Here is an 18,136-nt window from a genome sequence, read left to right on the forward strand (position 1 = left end):
CCGGCGCGTTCAAGCCTCCCCGGAAAAGGGATGGAACACCCGCAACCGGTGCCCGTCCGGGTCGCGCGCAGTGAAGGTGCGGCCGAAATCGAGGTCGGTCGGCTCCTGCAGGATGGCGATGCCGCGTTTACGCCAATCCGAGCAGGCTGCATCGACAGCCCCAGCGCTCGCGACCACCATGGCGATCTCGGCCGCGCCGCCGGATCCGGCCGTGGCCGGCTCGACGGTATGGCGCGACCACAGGCCGAGCCTGACGCCAGACGGAAGCGCAAACATTGCGAAGGTAGGCGACAGCTCGAGCGGCTCGCTGCCCAGCAATTCCGCATAGAAGCGGGCACTCGCTTCAGGGCTGTCAACATGAAGCAGGATGAAGTGGGCGTCGAACATGATGGCCTCCGAAGGTTTCGAGATAGCGTGAGACTAGAATCAGATACTGCCAATTTCCGGCAGCGTCGTTCACGCTGATGGGGCAATCCCTTCCTTCTCGCGCCAGACCTTGAGCAGCGCCTGCCGCCGTTGTGGATAGCGGCTCTCCTGCGTCTCGAACCGCGTGAGCCGGTCCGTTCGAAAATGCCGGAAATCCTGCCGCAGCTCGCACCAGGCGACGAGCACGCGGACATGCTCGAAGAAGGACAGCGCGAGCGGCCAGACCACACGCCCGCTGACGTGGCCCTTGTCGTCGCAATAGCCGATGGCGGCCTTGCGCCCCGCGCGGATGGCCTGACGGATCGCTGCGAGATCGATCTCAGGGGCATCCACGGCCTTTCGCCCCGGGCCGAGGATCAGCGCCGCCTCCTCGACGCGGCCGGCCATGTCGGCAGGCAGAACGGCGACGATCTTGGCCATGGCGTCGCGCGCCGCAAGCGCGAGCGCTCCGTCCGCGCGGTCCGCCACCCAGCGCGAACCCAGCGCCAGCGCCTCGATTTCCTCTTCGCTGAACATCAGCGGAGGCAGCATGAAGCCCGGCTTCAGCACATAGCCGAGCCCGGGCTCGCCTTCGATCGGCGCACCCTGCCCCTGCAAAGTGACGATGTCGCGATAGAGCGTGCGAATGCTGACACCGAGCTCGGCTGCAAGCTTGCGCCCCGAGACCGGACGGCGGTGTCGGCGCAGCACCTGGACAAGATCGAGCAGACGCTGCGCGCGCGACAAGGGCTTGAACCTCAGCCCGGCAGATCGCTGGCCTTGATCCGCGTCACGTCGAGTTCGGCCATCTCGGCCCAGGCCTTGGCGAGCGAGCCTTCAAGATCGATGGCGCGGCAGGCATCTTCGACGACATAGGTGTCGAAACCGGCTCGGGCCGCATCCTGCGCCGTCCAGCTCACGCAGAAATCGGTCGCCAGGCCGACGATGACGGCCCGCAGGATGCCGCGCTCCCGAAGATAGCCGGTCAGGCCCGTCGGCGTCCGGCGGTCCGCCTCGACGAAACCGGAGTAGCTGTCGACCTCGCGGCGATAGCCCTTGCGGATAATTGTCTGAGCCCGAGCCAGCTCGAGATCGGCGCGGAACTCCGCCCCCTTCGTGCCCTGCACGCAGTGATCCGGCCAGAGTACCTGCGGCCCATAGGGCATCTGGACCATCTCGAACGGCTTCTTGCCCGGATGGCTCGACGCGAAGGAGGAATGGCCGGCCGGATGCCAATCCTGCGTCAACACGATGTTGGAGAAGCTTTTTGCCAGCGCGTTGATGACCGGGACGACTTCATCGCCCTTGGTGACGGCGAGGCTGCCGCCGGGGCAGAAATCGTTCTGGACATCGACGACGATGAGGACGGTACGCTCGTCGATCACGGGCTGCTCCTGTGCCTTGGCTGCGCGCGAGGCCGCCGCCGCAGTCAGGATCGTCGCTCCCGCGATCAACCCGCGCCTGTCGATCCCGCCCCGATCCGTCATGACCCGCCTCCCACCGACACTAACCTGCGCCAGCGACGCGCCAGCGGCAAGGCAACAACCGTGCCCGCGATGAATGACTAGCGCAGTTCGACGCTGACCACGCCCGGCGCGGCGCGCACCGCGTTGGCGATCTGCTGGTTGATCGGGAACTTGCCCGGCAGCTCGATCTCGACCTCCTGGGCACCGTCATCGAGAATCATCACGATCGAGACCTTGCCCTCCGCCCGCACGGCCTCGCGCGGGCGTATGCGTTCGGCGATGGAAGCGACTGCTTTCTCGTCGCGCAGATAGATCAGCAAATCCTGCTTCTGCCGCGAGGCGAGGTCGTCCAGCACCTCGACATCCTCGATGCGGGGGCGCACCTCCTCGCCGTCGAGCACGGCCGAGAGGCGCAGCACCAGCGCCCTGCCCGGCTCGAGCAGATCGCGGAAACGCATCAGCCCTTCCGAAAACAGCACCGCCTCGAACTGGCCGCTCGGATCGGACAGGTTGACGATGCCCATCTTCGAACCGGACTTGGTGCGACGCTCCGACTTGTCGATGACCGAGACCGCGACCTTGCCGACGCCGGTGCCGTTGGCGCGCACCGTCTGGGCGAAATCGGTATAGCGCTGCACCCGCAGGCGCTTCAGCACATGCTCGTAATCGTCGAGCGGATGGCCCGAGAGGAAGAAGCCGACCGCCTCGTGCTCGCGCTTGAGCTTCTCTGCCGGCGCCCAGGGCTCGACCTGCGGGATGCGGAAGGCTTCCTGGATCACGCTGCCGCCCAACAGATCGAACTGGCCGGCCGCCGCCTCGTCGCGGGTGCGGTTGGAGAGCGCCAGCATGCCGTCGATCGCCGCCATGGCGCGGGCGCGGTCCTCCTCCATTTCGTCGAGCGCGCCGGCCGCGATAAGGGCTTCGAGCGTGCGGCGGTTGACCAGCTTGGTGTCGATGCGGCGCGCGAGATCCGCAAGGTCGCGGAAGGGGCCGCCGGACTGGCGCGCCGTCACCACGGATTCCACAGCCGCCCGGCCGACACCCTTGATGGCGCCGAGCGCGTAGAAAATCTTGCCGTCGGCAACGTCGAACTCGACGCCGGAGCGGTTGATCGCGGGACGTTCGACCTTGATGCCGAGACGCTCGGCATCGCGGCGGAATTCCGAGAGCTTATCGGTATTGCCCATATCGAGCGTCATCGACGCTGCCAGGAATTCGACGGGGTAGTTTGCCTTCAGATAGGCGGTCTGGAAGGCGACGACGGCATAGGCCGCCGCATGGCTTTTGTTGAAGCCGTAATCGGCGAACTTGGCGAGCAGGTCGAAGATTTCGGAGGCCGTGTCCTTCTTGATGCTGTTCTCGATGGCGCCCTTCACGAAACGGTCGCGCTGGGCGTCCATCTCGGCCTTGATCTTCTTGCCCATGGCGCGGCGCAGCAGATCGGCTTCGCCGAGCGAATAGCCCGAGAGCGCCTGCGCCACCTGCATCACCTGTTCCTGGTAGACGATGATGCCGTGGGTTTCGCGCAGGTACGGCTCCATCCCCGGATGGAGATAGGTCGGATCCTCCAGCCCGAGCTTGCGTCGGCAATAGGTCGGGATGTTGTCCATCGGGCCCGGCCGGTACAGCGCCACCAGCGCGATCAGATCCTCGATGCGGTCGGCCTTCATCTCGACCAGCGCCTTGCGCATACCGACCGATTCCACCTGGAACACGCCGACCGTCTCGCCGCGGGCCAGCATGGCGTAGGTCGTCGGATCGTCGAAGGGCAGCTGGGCGAGGTCGATATGGATGTCGCGCTGGGCGATGAGCTTCACCGCCGTGGTCAGCGTCGTCAGCGTCTTCAGGCCGAGGAAGTCGAACTTCACAAGGCCAGCCTGTTCGACCCATTTCATGTTGAACTGGGTGACGCGCATGCCGGTGCGCGGATCGACCGAGAGCGCGACGAGCTGTTCCAGCGGCCTGTCGCCGATCACCACGCCTGCGGCGTGGGTCGAAGCATGCCGGTGAAGCCCTTCCAGCTTCTGGCCAATTTCGAGGAGGCGCGCGACGATCGGCTCCTCCTCGGCGGCCTGCTGCAGCTTCGGTTCGCCCTCGATCGCGTCCTTCAGCGAGATGGGCTTTGCCGGGTTCTGCGGCACCAGCTTGGTCAGCTTGTCGACCTGGCCGTAGGGCATCTCCAGTACGCGGCCAACGTCGCGCAGCACGCCGCGCGCCAGCAGGGTGCCGAAGGTGATGATCTGGGCGACACGCTGCTCGCCGTAATGGTGCTTGACGTATTCGATCACCTCTTCACGCCGGTTCTGGCAGAAGTCGATGTCGAAGTCCGGCATCGAGACGCGATCCGGGTTGAGGAAGCGCTCGAACAGCAGGCCGAAGCGCAGCGGATCGACGTCGGTGATGGTCAGCGCATAGGCGACGAGCGAGCCCGCGCCCGAACCGCGGCCGGGCCCGACCGGGATGTCGTGGTTCTTCGCCCACTTGATGAAGTCCGAGACGATCAGGAAGTAGCCCGGGAACTTCATCCGGGTGATGATCGAGAGCTCGAAATCGAGCCGCTTGTCGTAATCCTCGACGCTGAAGCCCTCGGCCGGGCCGTGCTTGGCGAGCCGCGCTGCAAGGCCGGCGCGGGCCTGCTCCTGCAGCTCCTCCGCCTCGTCGCGCCCCTCCTCGCCGAAGCGCGGCAGGATCGGCTTGCGGGTCGAGACGCGCCAGTGACAGCGCATCGCGATCTCGACCGTGCTCGCCAGCGCCTCCGGCAGATCGGCGAAACGCTTCTGCATCTCCGAGCGCGTGGCGAAGTAATGCTCCGGCGTGACGCGGCGGCGCTCGCCATCGGAGACGAGCCGGCCCTCGGCCACCGCGAGCAGCGCATCATGCGCGTCGAAATCGGCAGGCTTGGCGAAGAAGGGCTCGTTGGTGGCGACGATCGGCAGATCGGCATCATAGGCAAGGCGCAGGAGATGAGCCTCCAGCGCCGCCTCCCCGTCGCCGCCATGGCGCTGGATCTCGACATAGAGCCGGTCGCCATAGATCTCGGCCAACGTGGCCAGACGGGACGTCGCCTGCGGGAGCTGGCCGCTACGCAGCGCCATATCGATCGGCCCGCCATGGCCGCCGGTCAGGGCGATGAGCCCGGCATTGAAGGCGGAGAGCCGCGCGACCGTGGTGACCGGCTGCCCCGCGCCGCCTGTTGCCAGCGCGGCCTCGCTGACGAGCTTCATCAGATTGCCGTAGCCGGCCTCGTCCATGGCAAGCAGAACGATGTGCGGCAGTCGCTGCGGCTGGGCCGGCCTGCGGCCGCTTTCATTGTCATCAGCGAAATCGACGGAAAGCTGCACGCCGGCGATCGGCTGCAGGCCCGATCCCGCCAGCTTCTCCGAGAATTCGAGCGCGCCGAAGAGATTGTCGTTGTCCGTGAGCGCCAGCGCCGGCTGCCCGTCGGCGGCGGCCATCTTGGCCAGCGTCGCGACCGTCATTGCGCCTTCGAGCAGCGAATAGCTCGAATGGACGTGGAGATGGACGAAGCCGATGTCCGACAGGACGCGCGACTCGCCAGTTTCCCGACCCATGCCCTTCTCCCATCGTCGCAGCGCGACTCGTCGACCTCATTCTCCTTATGAAACCTGAGCCGGATGCGAAACCTCGGCACGCCCTGCGTCGAGGTTTCTCGGCCGATGCTGTGGATGGCTCCTGCCGCACTCAGACGTGCGGCCCGGAGAAGATCGCTGCCCAGAGCCAGATCATGCCGAGGAACACGCCGAGCGAGGCGATCTCGGCAAGGCCGGCGGCGAATTTACGCGCTGCAGTCATGAGAACCTCCGTTGTTCTTGATAGGTTCATTTTAGTTCATGATTTGTTCTCGTCAATCGATGTGCACGCGGCCAAGCATCCCGCGCTCTCGGGCGGTTAATGATGCCCTAACAGCCACTCGGGCCGCTTAACAGAGAAGGAGACCGTGGCTCCGCCGGCCCAGGTGGGCGCATGCCCTGCCCGGCGCCGACTTGTGCTGCTCGAGTTGAAAGAAATCAGCCGCGGCTGAAGCATCTCGGACCGGCGCAGCGCTCAGTCAGAGAATGGCGGCAGGCGCCCTCAGTCCAGCGCGACGACGAGCCCGTCGCGGATCGTCACCTGCCGGTCCATCTGGCCTGCCAGCTGCAGGTTGTGCGTCGCGATCAGCGCCGCGAGCCCCGACGCCCGCGCCAGCGCCATCAGCGTGCCGAACACGTGCTGCGAGGTATGCGGGTCGAGATTGCCGGTCGGCTCGTCGGCCAGCAGCAAACGCGGCCCGTTGGCGACAGCGCGGCCGATGGCGACACGTTGCTGCTCGCCGCCGGACAATTCGCCCGGCAGATGATCCAGCCGCTCGCCGAGGCCCAGGAAGGTCAGCAGCTCCGATGCCCGTTCCTCCGACACATCGCGCGGCAGGCCCCGGATGCGCTGCGGCAGAACCACGTTCTCCAGCGCCGTGAACTCAGGCAGCAGATGGTGGAACTGATAGACGAAGCCGATCTCGGTGCGGCGCAGGCGCGTGCGCCCGGCATCGTCGAGCTTGGTCGTGGCGAGCCCGCCGACGAAGACCTCGCCGGCATCCGGCTTCTCCAGCAGTCCGGCGACGTGGAGCAGGGTCGACTTGCCGGTGCCGCTGGGCGCGACCAGCGCGACGACCTCGCCCGGCCAGAGCGCGAAATCGGCCCGGCGCAGCACTTCGAGCGGCGCATCGCTTTGCGGATAGAAGCGTTCGACCTGCGAGAGGAAGAGCGCGGGCATCTCCTGCGCCATCTGCTTAGCCCATCCTCAGCGCTTCGACCGGGTCGAGCCGGGCGGCCTTCCAGGCCGGATAGAGCGTCGCCAGCAGCGACAGCGTCAGCGCCATCAGCACGACGCTCACCACCTCCCGCCAGTCGATGACGGAGGGGATGTCGCTCAGGAAGCGCACGGTCGGGTCCCAGAGATTGGCCCCGGTGATCCAGTTCAGCGCCGCCATGATCGACTTGATGTTGTTGGCGAAGAGCACACCGAGGATGAGGCCGGCGACCGTGCCGATGACGCCGATCGCCGCTCCGGTGATCAGGAAGACGCGCAGCACCGTGCCCCGCGTGGCCCCCATGGTGCGCATGATGGCGATGTCGGCGGTCTTGTCCTTCACCAGCATGATCAGGCCGGAGACGATGTTCAGCGCCGCCACAAGCACGATCAGCGTCAGGATGATGAACATCACGTTCCGCTCGACCTCGAGCGCGTTGAAGAAGCTTCGATTGCGCTGGCGCCAGTCCGAAAGGACGAGCGGCCGCGGCGCATCGGCCTCGATCGCGTCACGCACGGTCTGCGTCCGATCGGGATTGTCGACGAAGATCTCGATGACGTTCACGTCGCCATCGCGGTTGAAATAGGCTTGGCTCTCGGCGAGCGGCATGTAGACGAAGGTGCCGTCGAACTCGGTCATGCCGATCTCGAAGATCGCCTTGACCGGATAGGCCTTGATGCGCGGCGCCGTGCCGAAAGGCGTCGAGGCCCCCTGCGGCGAGACCAGCGTCATCGAATCGCCGACCTGGAGGCCCAGCGCATTGGCGAGGCGCCGGCCGATGGCGACGCCCGGCGTCCCGCTGTCGAAGCCGTCGAGCGTGCCGGACTTGATGTTGCCGCCGATGAAGGGAATCGCCTTGATGTCGGCCTCGCGCACGCCGCGGACCAGCACGCCGTTGTTGCCGGTCTGCGAGGAGGCCAGAGCCTGCCCTTCGACCAGCGGAATCGCGAGCTTGACGCCATGGATCTTGGCGAGCTTCTGGGCGACGCTGTCGTAATCGTCGAGCGGCCGGTCGATCGGCGTGGCGAAGATATGCCCGTTTACGCCGACGATCTTCTCCAGCAGCTCCTTGCGGAAGCCGTTCATCACCGACATCACGATGATCAGCGTGGCGACGCCGAGCAGGATGCCGAGGAAGGAGAAGCCGGCGATGACCGAGACGAAGCCCTCGCGCCGGCGCGTGCGCAGATAGCGCCCGGCCAGCAGCCATTCGAAGCCAGCGAAAGGCTTCGTTCCAGTCGGAATGACGGCATTCTCGGCGACAGCGCTCATGAAGCGGCTCTGACCATGCGAGGACCTTTGGCGCGGCGCTCCGTCACGCCGCCCGGCCCTTGAAGCGGTCGAGCGCAGCTTCCAGCGAGACGAGCTCGCGCTCGCCGCCCGCGCGGCGCTTGAGCTCGACCTTGCCCTCGGCCAGGCCCTTCGGCCCGACGATGATCTGCCAGGGCACGCCGATCAGGTCGGCCGTGGCGAATTTGGCGCCCGGCCGATCGTCGGTGTCGTCGAGCAGGGCGTCGTAGCCCTTGGCGAGCAGGTGCTTGTAGATCCGCTCGCTGGCGCCGTCCGTCGCGGCATCACCCACCTTGAGGTTGATGACGGAGACGTCGAAGGGCGCAATCTCGTCGGGCCAGACGATGCCGGCATCGTCATGGCCGGCCTCGATCAGCGCCGCGACGAGACGGCTGGGGCCGATGCCGTAGGAGCCGCCATGCAGCAGTACCGGCTGGCCGTCCGGGCCGGCCACAGCCGCGCCCATCGGCTCGGAATACTTGGTGCCGAAATAGAAGATGTGGCCGACCTCGATGCCGCGCGCCGAAACGCGCTTGTCCTCGGGGACCGCCTCGAAGGCCGCCTTGTCGTGCATCTCCTCGGTGGCGGCGTAGAGGCTCGTCCACTTGTCGACGACGCCCTGCAGGCCGGCGACGCTGTCGAAATCGGTGTCGGCGGCCGGTGTCTCGAAATTCAGGTAGTCGCTGTGGCAGAAGACCTCGCTCTCGCCGGTCGAGGCGAGCACGATGAACTCGTGAGAGAGATCGCCGCCGATCGGGCCGGTATCGGCCTTCATCGGGATCGCCTTCAGGCCGAGCCGCGCAAAGGTGCGCAGATAGGCGGTGAACATGCGGTTATAGGCGTGGCGCGCCGCATCCTTGTCGAGATCGAAGGAATAGGCGTCCTTCATCAGGAATTCGCGGCCGCGCATCACGCCGAAGCGCGGGCGCACCTCGTCGCGGAACTTCCACTGGATGTGGTAGAGATTGAGCGGCAGGTCCTTGTAGGACTTGACGTAGGCACGGACGATCTCGGTGACCATCTCCTCATTGGTCGGGCCGTAGAGCATGTCGCGATCGTGCCGATCCTTGATGCGCAGCATCTCCTTGCCATAGGCGTCGTAGCGCCCGCTCTCGCGCCAGAGATCGGCCGACTGGATGGTCGGCATCAGGATCTCGATGGCGCCGGAGCGGTTCTGCTCCTCGCGCACGACCTTGCAGATCTTGTCGAGCACGCGCAGGCCGAGCGGCAGCCAGGCATAGATGCCCGCCGACTGCTGGCGGATCATGCCGGCGCGCAGCATCAGCCGGTGCGAGACGATCTCCGCCTCCTTGGGCGTATCGCGCAGAAGGGGCAGGAAATAGCGGGAAAGACGCATCAGAAAACCTGTCGGAGGGCAGCGCGCGGGGGATCGCACCGGGGAACTACGCAACGAGTCGCTTTACCTGAGAGACACCATCGCTCTCGGCAAAATGCAAACCAAAATCACCAGAAAGCGGCGGAAGATGGCGAAGTTGTGTGTCTCTCGCCTCGATCTATTTCGCGTTTCGCTGCCTGAATTAGGTTCAGCTCCGAGCGAAGCGCGCCTTCAGCGCGGAGAGCACAGGCGCCGGTACGAAGGGGGAGACGTCCCCGCCCATCGCTGCGATCTGGCGCACCAGCGTCGCAGTGATGTAGCGCACAGCGGGCGAGGCCGGCAGGAACACGGTCTGCACCTCCGGCGCCATCGTCCCGTTCATGCCCGCCATCTGCATCTCGTAGTCGAGATCGCTGCCGTCGCGCAGCCCGCGGATGATGATCGAGGCGCCCGCGCGGCGGGCCGCATCGACCGCGAGATCATCGAAGGTCACGACATCGAGCACAGCCCCCTTCGCCGCAAGCAGCGGCGTCGCGACGGTGCGCACCAGCTCGGCGCGCTGCTCGGCGGCGAGAAGCGGCGTCTTGCCGGGATGGACGCCGATCGCGACGACGAGCTTGTCGCAAAGCCCGGCCGCAGCCGCGATCACGTCGGCATGGCCGTTGGTCACGGGGTCGAAAGAACCGGTGTAGAAAGCGATGCGTGCCATGATGCCAGCGTTAGCGGCTCATCCACAGCGCGACAAGCCGCATCCCCGATCCCAGCCAGGCTCGGCCTGCCCCAAGGCAAGCCGATGCAACCTCAGGAAAACGGGACGATTGCGGTGAGCGCAGCGGCACTGCCGAGGATGATCGACAGGCAGATCATCAGGGAGGCTAGCGAAGAAACGTGGCGGGACGCGACATCAAACGGGTAGGCATGCATCGAAGACTGCCTCGCGAATCGGAAGTTACTGCATTGCCGTTGGGTGACGGCGCCAGCGGGCCGCGACGAGGCGAGATTGTGACGAAACGGTGACGACAGGCCGGTTATGCCGGCTTTGCATTGCGTTTTCATAGGCAAACCGCCTAAACGACGGCCATGCTGACGATCAACGACATCACCTATCGCCTCGGCGAGCGCCTGCTGCTCGACCACACCGGCGCCGCCATTCCGGACGGCGCGCGCGTGGGGTTCGTCGGCCGCAACGGCACCGGCAAGACGACCCTCTTCAAGATCATCACAGGCGACCTCGGCACCGAGAGCGGCAACATCAGCCTGCCGAAAGGTCGGCGCATCGGGGGCGTGGCGCAGGAGGCCCCGGGCGGCCCGGAATCGCTGATCGAGGTCGTGCTCGCCGCCGACACCGAACGCACCGCGCTGATGCAGGAAGCGGAGACCGCGACCGACCCCCATCGCATCGCCGAGATCGGAACACGGCTCGCCGATCTCGGCGCCCATTCCGCGCCGGCCCGCGCCGCGATGGTGCTGCACGGCCTCGGCTTCAACGAGGAGGCGCAGCAGCGCCCCTGCTCCGACTTCTCGGGCGGCTGGCGCATGCGCGTCGCGCTCGCCGCCGTGCTCTTCTCCGAGCCCGATCTCCTCTTGCTGGACGAGCCGACCAACTATCTCGACCTCGAAGGCACGCTCTGGCTCTACGATTATCTCGAGCGCTACCCGCATACCGTGCTGGTGATCAGCCACGATCGCGAGTTGCTCGACACCAGCGTCGACCACATCCTGCATCTCGACCAGGGCAAGCTCACGCTCTACCGCGGCGGCTATTCTTCTTTCGAGAAGCAGCGCGCCGAGAAGCAGATGCAGCTCGCCCGCGCGAAGGAGAAGCAGGACGCCGAGCGCAAACATCTCCAGGCCTTCGTAGATCGCTTCAAGGCCAAGGCCACCAAGGCGCGCCAGGCGCAGTCGCGGGTGAAGCGGCTGGAGAAGATGGAGACCATCGCAGCGATCGTCGACCGCGACGTGCAGCCCTTCGTCTTCCCCGGGCCGGAGAAACCGCTCTCGCCGCCGATGATCGTGCTGGACGACGCCAGCGCCGGCTATGGCGAGCGCAAGGTACTGTCGCGGCTCAAGCTCAACCTCGCCCCGGACGACCGGATCGCCCTGCTCGGCTCCAACGGCAACGGCAAATCGACCTTCTGCAAGCTGATCGGCGGAAGGCTCGCCCCGCTCTCCGGCGAGATGAAGAAATCGAGCAAGCTGGAGACCGCCTATTTCGCCCAGCACCAGCTCGACGAGCTGAGGCTCGAAGATACGCCCGTCGGCCATCTGCGTGACGTGATGCCGGATGCGCCGGAGGCGAAGCTGCGCTCCAAGGCGGCGCAGATCGGCTTTCCCGCCAGCAAGGCGGATACGCCGGTGAAGCTGCTTTCGGGCGGCGAGAAGGCCCGTTTGATGCTGGGACTCGCCACCTTCCACGGCCCGCATCTGCTGATCCTCGACGAGCCGACGAACCATCTCGACATCGACAGCCGCACGGCGCTGATGACGGCGATCAACGACTACCCCGGCGCCGTCATCCTCGTCAGCCACGACCGCTTCCTGATCGAGGCCTGTGCCGACCGGCTCTGGCTGGTTGCGAACGGCACGGTGAAGAACTTCGACGGCGACATGGAAGACTACCGCGCCTTCGTGCTCGACACCGCCAAGGCCGAGCGGCGCGGCAAGCCCGCTCCCGAAGCGGGAGCCGCAAAGCCGAAGACGGACGAGCGCAAGGAGGCCGCGACCAAGCGGGCGGCGCTCGGGCCGCTCAGGCAGAAGCTCAACCTTGCGGAAGCGCGAATCGCCAAGCTGACCGGGCTGATCGAGAAGGTCGACGCGGCGCTCGCCAACGGAGCCTTCTCCCGCGAGCCTGAGAAGGCGCTGCAGCTCTCACGCCAGCGCGCTGAGCTGGGGGAGGCGCTGACGGCCGCCGAGGAGGAATGGCTGCTGCTCGGCGAGGAGCTGGAGAGCGCGTAAGGCCCGGCGGGCAGCGCTGTCGGGCGACCAAGGATCGCGCCCGTCGACCGCCGAGTTCGCAGGTTCTGCCGGTGGAGGCGCGGCGCCCTGCCCAGCACGGCGTTTGCCTCGCTGAAACGACTATGAGGGCATGCTCGACGCGTTGTCCGGAGATGCGGTGTGGAAACCTCTCTTTATCTGCCCGTCAAGCGCTTCCTCGAGGGCCTGGGTTATTCCGTCAAAGGAGAGATCGGACACTGCGATCTCGTCGGGCTTCGGGATGATGACCCGGCTGTCGTGGTGATCGGCGAGCTGAAGCTGACGTTCAATCTGGAGCTCATTCTGCAGGGCGTGGAGCGAATGAGCCTCGGCGATGAAATCTGGCTGGCAGCTCAGCTTTCCGCCAAGGGCAAGGGCCGCGAAAGCGATCCGAGATATCGCAACCTCTGCCGGCGCCTCGGCTTCGGTTTGCTGGGCATCTCCAAATCCGGCCATGTCGATATCCTGGTCTCCCCGACCGCGCCTACGCCGCGGAAGGATCCCCGTCGGCGCTCGAGACTGGTGGAGGAGCACAAGCGGCGCCAGGGTGACCCCGTCGCCGGCGGAGGCACGCGCAAGCCCATCATGACAGCGTATCGCCAGCAGGCGCTCGCCTGTGCCGCAGCGATGGCGTCGGCGCCGCAACGCCCGCGCGATCTCAAGCCATCGTTCCCCGATGCCCAGAAGATCCTGCGCCGGAATGTCTATGGCTGGTTCGAACGCTCCGAGCGCGGCGTCTACGCGCTGACCGAGACAGGTCGCAGTGCATTGGCGACCTGGCTACCCGAGCACGCCGCGAATCGGGAGAGCAGCCAGACATCCGCCTGAGCCCCGAACCGCCCCTCGGGTTCCGCCACACGACATCAGCTGTGGAAGACCGGGAAAACGCTGCACCCAAAGCAACAGCGGGGCCAGCGAGCATTTTTTCAGCTCGCGGCACGACGGCACACGTCAAAACGCGGCGGCAGCCGAAGCTCCCACGCGGCGTCCGAATATGTGCCGTTCACCCCTGCCCCGGCTTGACGATCCGGCTGAGGCGGTTGTCGGTGAACATGTAGATCTCGCGCCCGCCCGGCTCGGCATAGAGCACCTGGACCTCGCGCTGGCCCTTGCCGCTTTCGCCGATCAGCACGTCGGTCGGCCGCGTGCCCTTGAGCTTCACCAGCTCGCATTCGGTGATGCCGGGCGCGATCTCCTTCGGCAGCGGGCGCGTCGAGGGATCGAGCGAGGCGCCGACGCTGCAATCGCCCTCAGGCGTCAGCACCGGCTCCTGCGTCGAGATTCCGGCGCTGGCGCTGCTCGTCCGCGTCGTGGTCACGCCGCCCTTGGTTTCGGACTGGAAGGCGAAACCGCCCATGTCGACCGAGCAGCCCGCGAGTGTCGCGGCGCAGAGAAACAGAACCGGCAGTCTCACGCTTTCTTCTCCCAGCGACCGGCCTCGTCCTGCTGCCAATAGCTGGCGGCATGGCCGGAGGCCCGGGCTTTCTTCCAATCCTCGCGGGCCGCTGTCAGCGCCTCGGGATCGTCTCCATCGAATATCAGAACGATGCGCTCGTAGTCTTGCATTGCGTCGGGAATGCGAACTCCGTCGGCGCAGATCCGGACCTGCGCAGCGTTCGGATTGTGATCCTGCGTGGTGATCACCACCGGGTTCTGTGCGGCGTCCGCCTCCATCGCCGTGACATGCGGCAGGAAGCTCTCGTCGGCGTAAGTCCAGAGGTGATCGTCGATCACGCTCAGCCGCTCCTGGCTTGAGACCTCGACGACGACCTTCTGGCCGCGCGAGAGCGCCCGGTCGAGGATCGTCGGCAGGACCTGCTCCAGCGGGCGGGACTGCAGATGGAAGAACAGGATCTCGGCCATCGAAACCCTTTTCTCCTAAAACACTGACGTTCGTTCCGCAGAAATGACTTTAGCTTTCGTAGTGGTCGGCCACGAGCCGGTCGAGCAGGCGCACGCCCCAGCCGGGGCCCCAGGAGCGGTTGATCTCGCTGTCCTTGGCGCCCATGCCGGTGCCGGCGATGTCGAGATGCGCCCAGGGCGTGTCGTTGACGTGGCGTTGCAGGAACTGCGCAGCGGTGATCGAGCCTGCATAGCGCCCGGCCGAATTCTTCATATCGGCGAACTTCGAATCGATCATCTTGTCGTAGGCCTTGCCGAGAGGCATGCGCCAGACCGTCTCGCCGGTCGCGAGGCCGGCGGCCGTMAAACGCTGCGCCAGCTCGTCGCTGTTGGTGAAGAGGCCGGCATTCTCCTGTGCCAGCGCCACGAGGATCGCGCCGGTCAGCGTGGCCAGATTGATCATGAAGCGCGGCTTGAAGCGCTCCTGCGTGTACCAGAGCACGTCGGCGAGGACGAGGCGGCCCTCCGCGTCGGTGTTGATGATCTCGATGGTCTGGCCAGAGAGCGAGGTGACGATGTCGCCCGGACGCTGGGCGTTGCCGTCCGGCATGTTCTCGACGAGGCCGATGACGCCGATCGCATTGACCTCGGCCTTGCGGGCGGCAAGCGCGTGCATCAGACCGACGACGCAGGCAGCGCCGGCCATATCGCCCTTCATGTCCTCCATGCCGGCACCAGGCTTCAGCGAAATGCCGCCGGTGTCGAAGGTAACCCCCTTGCCGACGAAGGCGACGGGCTGCTCGTCCTTGCCGGCGCCGTTCCAGCGCATGATGGCGACGCGGCTCTCGCGACGCGAGCCCTGGCCCACCCCGAGCAAGGCGCGCATGCCGATCTTCTTCAGATCCTTCTCGTCGAGAATCTCGATCTCGACATCGAGCTTCTTCAGCTTGGCGGCCCGGTCAGCGAATTCTTCCGGGTAGAGGACGTTCGGCGGCTCGTTGACGAGGTCGCGCGCCAGCACGACGCCGGCGGCGACGGCATCGGCCGCCTTCAGGGCCTTCTTCAGGCCGGCAGGATCATCCGAGCGCAGCGTCACCGCGATCGGCCCGGCGTCATCCTTGTCCTTGCTCTTCGTCTTGTAGCGGTCGAAGGCATAGCTGCGCAGCTTCAGGCCCAGCGCCAGCTCGGCGCCACGCTCGGCCGCGATCGTTCCAGCCGGCAGCGCCAGGATGATTTCCGCCGTGCGCCCCGCACCGAGCCGGCCGGCGATGGCGCCACCGAGCTTGACGAAATCGAGATCGTCATTCTTGTCCGCGTCGCCGATCCCGACGACGATCAGCCGCTCGTAGGACGCCCCCTCGGGAGCAGGCAAGGTCAGGCCGGCATAGGCCTTGCCCTTGTAGCGCTCGGCCGCGGCGGCCCGCGTCAGGAGAGCCTGCGCAGCGCGCCCCGCCGCATTCTCGGCCGCGGACGGCAACACGAGCCGATCCGAAACCAGGATCACGAGATCCTGCCCTTCGACGGCATTCAGGGCTTTGACCTCGAGCTTCAGGCGCTGGGACATGATCCGCTCACAATCTTGCGACAAGTGCCGGGGAAGGACACAGGGATGGCCGGCGGCAAACGATTCCCGTTTGCGCCGCGAACGCGCCTATACCATATGGGGTGTCCGACGAACCACCTCGGGAATCTCCCATTCCCGACTGCCGGAAGTGATGCGTGCTGTTCAACCGCCTTGACCGATACATCCTGAAGATCGCGGCGGGGGCGGCGATCGTGCTGCTGTTCGGTCTCACGGGGGTCATCTGGGTCACGCAGGCCCTGCGCGAAGTCGACCTCATCACCGGCAAGGGCCAGACGGTCCTGATCTTCCTGACCGTCACGCTGCTGTCGCTGCCCGCGCTGATCGCCGGCATCGCGCCAGTCGCCTTGTTCATGTCGACGCTCTACACGCTCAACAAGCTCAACGGCGATTCCGAGCTGATCGTGATGAACGCCGCCGGCGTGGCACCGCACCGGATCGTCCGGCCCTTCCTCGCCCTGACCATCATCACCGCGGTCATTGTGGCGTGGATGACGATCTCGGTGATGCCCGCGAGCTTCCGCATGCTGCGCGATCTGATCACGCTGATCCGCGCCGACTTCGTCGCCAACGTCGTGAAGGAGGGGCAGTTCGTCTCGCTCGATTCCGGCGTCACCTTCCACTACCGCGAGAAGGCCGGCGACTCGCTGGTCGGCATCTTCATGCAGGATCGTCGCGACCCGGCGCAGCCTTCGATCTATCTCGCCGAGCGCGGACGAACGGTCGAGGCGGAAGGCCAGAGCTTCTTGATGCTCGAGAAGGGGACCATCCAGCGCGAGACCAAGAACACCACCACGACGTCCATCATCTCCTTCGAGCGCTACGCGCTCAATCTCTCGGCGCTGACCGGCGATCCGACCGGCGGCCCCGGGGAAGGCGACGGCGACAAGGTGGTCTACAAGCCGCGCGAACGCTCGACCTGGCAGCTCATCAATCAGAACCCGAACGAGAGCTACTACAAGATTCAGGAAGGCCGCTTCCGGGCCGAGCTGCACAATCGCCTGTCGGCGCCGCTTTACCCCTTCGCCTTCATGCTGATCGCCTTCGCGGCGATCGGCGAAGCGCGGACTACTCGCCAGGGACGTGCGCTGGCGATCCAGGCCGCGATCATGATCGTCGGCGCGACCCGCATTGCCGCCTATGCGGCCTGGACGGCGAGCGTCCGCTCGCCCTTCGCCGCCGCCCTGCTCTACATCCTGCCGATCACGGCCATCACGCTGGCCCTCGCCGTCATCTTCTACGGTGAACGCCTGCGCCCCGTTATGGCGCGACTCACTGCCCCTCTGACAACGCCGCTCGCCAATATTGCGGCCCGTTTCCGGCGCGCCTGATGCTCCTGTTCTCGACCTTCGGGCGCTATCTGACAAAGCGCTTCGCCCGCGCGATCCTCAGTGTGTTCGGCACCTTCTTCTTCCTGATCGGCACGCTCGATTTCGTCGAGCTGATGCGCCGGGCCGGCGATTCCCCCATCGCGACAACCCCGCGGATCGTGCAGCTCGCGCTCTTCCGCGCACCAGCCGTGGCCGAACAGATCTTCCCCTTCGCCGCACTCTTCGGCGGTATGTTCGCGCTGCTGACGCTGAGTCGTAAGCTGGAGCTGGTGGTCGCGCGCTCGGTCGGCGTTTCGGCCTGGCAGTTCCTGCAGCCCGCAGCGGCCGTCGCCGGGATGATCGGCCTGATGTCGATCATGATCTACAACCCGCTCGCGGCTGATCTGAAGCGCAAGGCCACCGCGCTCGAAACGCGGCTGTTCGTCCGCGCGAGCGGCAAGACGGGCGCTGCCCAGGATGTCTGGCTGAGGCAGCGCAGCGTCGATGGACAGGCCATTATCCGCGCGGCCGGCGCCCTGCCGGACGAGGACGGCTTGTCTCAGGTGGCGTTCTTCGTGTTCAACCACGACGGGTCGTTCAAGGAACGCATCGACGCGAAGCAGGCCGTGTTGCGTCCGGGACACTGGGAACTTACCGAGGCGCGCATCACCTCCGCCACGGAAGAGCCACAGAATTTCGCGAGCTACATGGTCGCGACGACCCTGGAGCCGGAACAGATGCGACAGAGCTTCACCCCGCCCGATGCGGTGGGGTTCTGGTCCATGCCAACGGTCATCGATCGGACACAGCGGGCCGGCCTCGACACGACGCCTTATGAGCTGCGATATCAGGCACTTATGGCGCGCCCGCTGCTGCTCATCGCCATGGTGCTGGTGGCAGCATCCGTTTCCTTAAGATTTTTCCGCTTTGGTGGTGTGACCAAGTTGGTGATAGGTGGCGTCGCGGCCGGGTTCGTGCTCTATGTTGCGACCCAGCTGTCGGAGGAACTCGGATCGTCGGGAATCGTCAATCCGATCGTCGCGGCGTGGTTGCCCGCAGCATTGGGGACGATGCTGGGCACCCTTGCCCTCCTCCATCAGGAAGACGGGTGAATCGTACTGTGCC

Annotated in this window: 15 protein-coding genes; 4 read left to right on the forward strand and 11 right to left on the reverse strand. The window is 66.0% G+C overall.

Going from position 1 to position 18,136, the window contains the following annotated elements:
• Positions 1–9: 9 nt before the first annotated feature.
• The 8 genes from AC1DIN_RS13390 to coaD all read right to left on the reverse strand — a co-directional run bounded on the left by AC1DIN_RS13390 (position 10) and on the right by coaD (position 10,013).
• A complete protein-coding gene (locus AC1DIN_RS13390) occupies positions 10–387 on the reverse strand; it encodes a VOC family protein (RefSeq protein ID WP_441470567.1) in 378 nt (125 codons plus the stop codon).
• A 69-nt stretch (positions 388–456) separates the two neighbouring features.
• Complete coding sequence (locus AC1DIN_RS13395) at positions 457–1,152, reverse strand: helix-turn-helix transcriptional regulator (RefSeq protein WP_476810173.1); 696 nt, start codon at positions 1,150–1,152, stop codon at positions 457–459.
• A gap of 11 nt (positions 1,153–1,163) precedes the next feature.
• Complete coding sequence (gene pncA / locus AC1DIN_RS13400; protein ID WP_476810174.1) at positions 1,164–1,892, reverse strand: bifunctional nicotinamidase/pyrazinamidase; 729 nt, start codon at positions 1,890–1,892, stop codon at positions 1,164–1,166.
• Positions 1,893–1,969: 77 nt separating this feature from the next.
• Complete coding sequence (gene dnaE / locus AC1DIN_RS13405; protein WP_476810175.1) at positions 1,970–5,443, reverse strand: DNA polymerase III subunit alpha; 3,474 nt, start codon at positions 5,441–5,443, stop codon at positions 1,970–1,972.
• 520 nt (positions 5,444–5,963) lie between these two features.
• A complete protein-coding gene (locus tag AC1DIN_RS13410) occupies positions 5,964–6,653 on the reverse strand; it encodes an ABC transporter ATP-binding protein (RefSeq protein WP_441470571.1) in 690 nt (229 codons plus the stop codon).
• 4 nt (positions 6,654–6,657) lie between these two features.
• Entirely contained in the window at positions 6,658–7,950 is a 1,293-nt protein-coding gene (locus tag AC1DIN_RS13415; RefSeq protein WP_441470572.1) for a lipoprotein-releasing ABC transporter permease subunit, read from the reverse strand.
• A 43-nt stretch (positions 7,951–7,993) separates the two neighbouring features.
• The gene (gene proS / locus AC1DIN_RS13420; protein ID WP_476810176.1) at positions 7,994–9,325 is read right to left on the reverse strand and encodes a proline--tRNA ligase; all 1,332 of its coding nucleotides are present in this window, start codon (positions 9,323–9,325) and stop codon (positions 7,994–7,996) included.
• 187 nt (positions 9,326–9,512) lie between these two features.
• Entirely contained in the window at positions 9,513–10,013 is a 501-nt protein-coding gene (gene coaD / locus AC1DIN_RS13425) for a pantetheine-phosphate adenylyltransferase (RefSeq protein ID WP_476810177.1), read from the reverse strand.
• Positions 10,014–10,384: 371 nt separating this feature from the next.
• Between coaD and AC1DIN_RS13430 the strand changes: the two genes are divergently transcribed.
• Positions 10,385–12,259 carry an ABC-F family ATP-binding cassette domain-containing protein gene (locus AC1DIN_RS13430; protein WP_476810178.1) on the forward strand — a complete coding sequence of 625 codons (1,875 nt, stop codon included), beginning with the start codon at positions 10,385–10,387 and terminating at the stop codon, positions 12,257–12,259.
• 159 nt (positions 12,260–12,418) lie between these two features.
• Complete coding sequence (locus AC1DIN_RS13435; protein WP_476810179.1) at positions 12,419–13,105, forward strand: DUF2161 domain-containing phosphodiesterase; 687 nt, start codon at positions 12,419–12,421, stop codon at positions 13,103–13,105.
• 175 nt (positions 13,106–13,280) lie between these two features.
• Here the strand turns inward: AC1DIN_RS13435 and AC1DIN_RS13440 are convergent, their stop codons facing one another.
• Genes AC1DIN_RS13440 through AC1DIN_RS13450 form a run of 3 tightly spaced genes read right to left on the reverse strand, consistent with a single transcriptional unit; the run spans position 13,281 to position 15,683 of the window.
• Entirely contained in the window at positions 13,281–13,691 is a 411-nt protein-coding gene (locus AC1DIN_RS13440) for a hypothetical protein (RefSeq protein ID WP_476765126.1), read from the reverse strand.
• Positions 13,688–14,140 carry a DNA polymerase III subunit chi gene (locus AC1DIN_RS13445; protein WP_441470579.1) on the reverse strand — a complete coding sequence of 151 codons (453 nt, stop codon included), beginning with the start codon at positions 14,138–14,140 and terminating at the stop codon, positions 13,688–13,690. The genes AC1DIN_RS13440 and AC1DIN_RS13445 overlap by 4 nt, the downstream gene beginning before the upstream one ends.
• A 49-nt stretch (positions 14,141–14,189) precedes the next feature.
• Positions 14,190–15,683 carry a leucyl aminopeptidase gene (locus AC1DIN_RS13450; RefSeq protein ID WP_476810180.1) on the reverse strand — a complete coding sequence of 498 codons (1,494 nt, stop codon included), beginning with the start codon at positions 15,681–15,683 and terminating at the stop codon, positions 14,190–14,192.
• A gap of 155 nt (positions 15,684–15,838) precedes the next feature.
• Here AC1DIN_RS13450 and lptF point away from each other — a divergent pair, with 155 nt between their 5' ends.
• Positions 15,839–17,032 (forward strand): LPS export ABC transporter permease LptF, encoded by a 1,194-nt coding sequence (lptF, locus tag AC1DIN_RS13455; protein ID WP_476765125.1) that lies wholly within the window; start codon positions 15,839–15,841, stop codon positions 17,030–17,032.
• Positions 17,032–18,123: an LPS export ABC transporter permease LptG gene (gene lptG / locus AC1DIN_RS13460; protein WP_476810181.1), complete on the forward strand. Its 1,092-nt coding sequence runs from the start codon at positions 17,032–17,034 to the stop codon at positions 18,121–18,123. Before lptF ends, lptG begins: the two co-directional genes overlap by 1 nt.
• Positions 18,124–18,136: the final 13 nt, after the last annotated feature.

It is taken from the genome of Allobosea sp. 05T438 (genome assembly GCF_056396025.1).

Excerpts from the sequence above, each read along its gene's own strand:
- dnaE (WP_476810175.1), bottom strand. The coding sequence starts at position 5,443 with ATGGGTCGGGAAACTGGCGAGTCGCGCGTCCTGTCGGACATCGGCTTC.
- proS (WP_476810176.1), bottom strand. The coding sequence starts at position 9,325 with ATGCGTCTTTCCCGCTATTTCCTGCCCCTTCTGCGCGATACGCCCAAG.
- coaD (WP_476810177.1), bottom strand. The coding sequence starts at position 10,013 with ATGGCACGCATCGCTTTCTACACCGGTTCTTTCGACCCCGTGACCAAC.
- AC1DIN_RS13415 (WP_441470572.1), bottom strand. The coding sequence starts at position 7,950 with ATGAGCGCTGTCGCCGAGAATGCCGTCATTCCGACTGGAACGAAGCCT.
- AC1DIN_RS13390 (WP_441470567.1), bottom strand. The coding sequence starts at position 387 with ATGTTCGACGCCCACTTCATCCTGCTTCATGTTGACAGCCCTGAAGCG.
- AC1DIN_RS13445 (WP_441470579.1), bottom strand. The coding sequence starts at position 14,140 with ATGGCCGAGATCCTGTTCTTCCATCTGCAGTCCCGCCCGCTGGAGCAG.
- AC1DIN_RS13410 (WP_441470571.1), bottom strand. The coding sequence starts at position 6,653 with ATGGCGCAGGAGATGCCCGCGCTCTTCCTCTCGCAGGTCGAACGCTTC.
- lptG (WP_476810181.1), top strand. The coding sequence starts at position 17,032 with ATGCTCCTGTTCTCGACCTTCGGGCGCTATCTGACAAAGCGCTTCGCC.
- AC1DIN_RS13430 (WP_476810178.1), top strand. The coding sequence starts at position 10,385 with ATGCTGACGATCAACGACATCACCTATCGCCTCGGCGAGCGCCTGCTG.
- pncA (WP_476810174.1), bottom strand. The coding sequence starts at position 1,892 with ATGACGGATCGGGGCGGGATCGACAGGCGCGGGTTGATCGCGGGAGCG.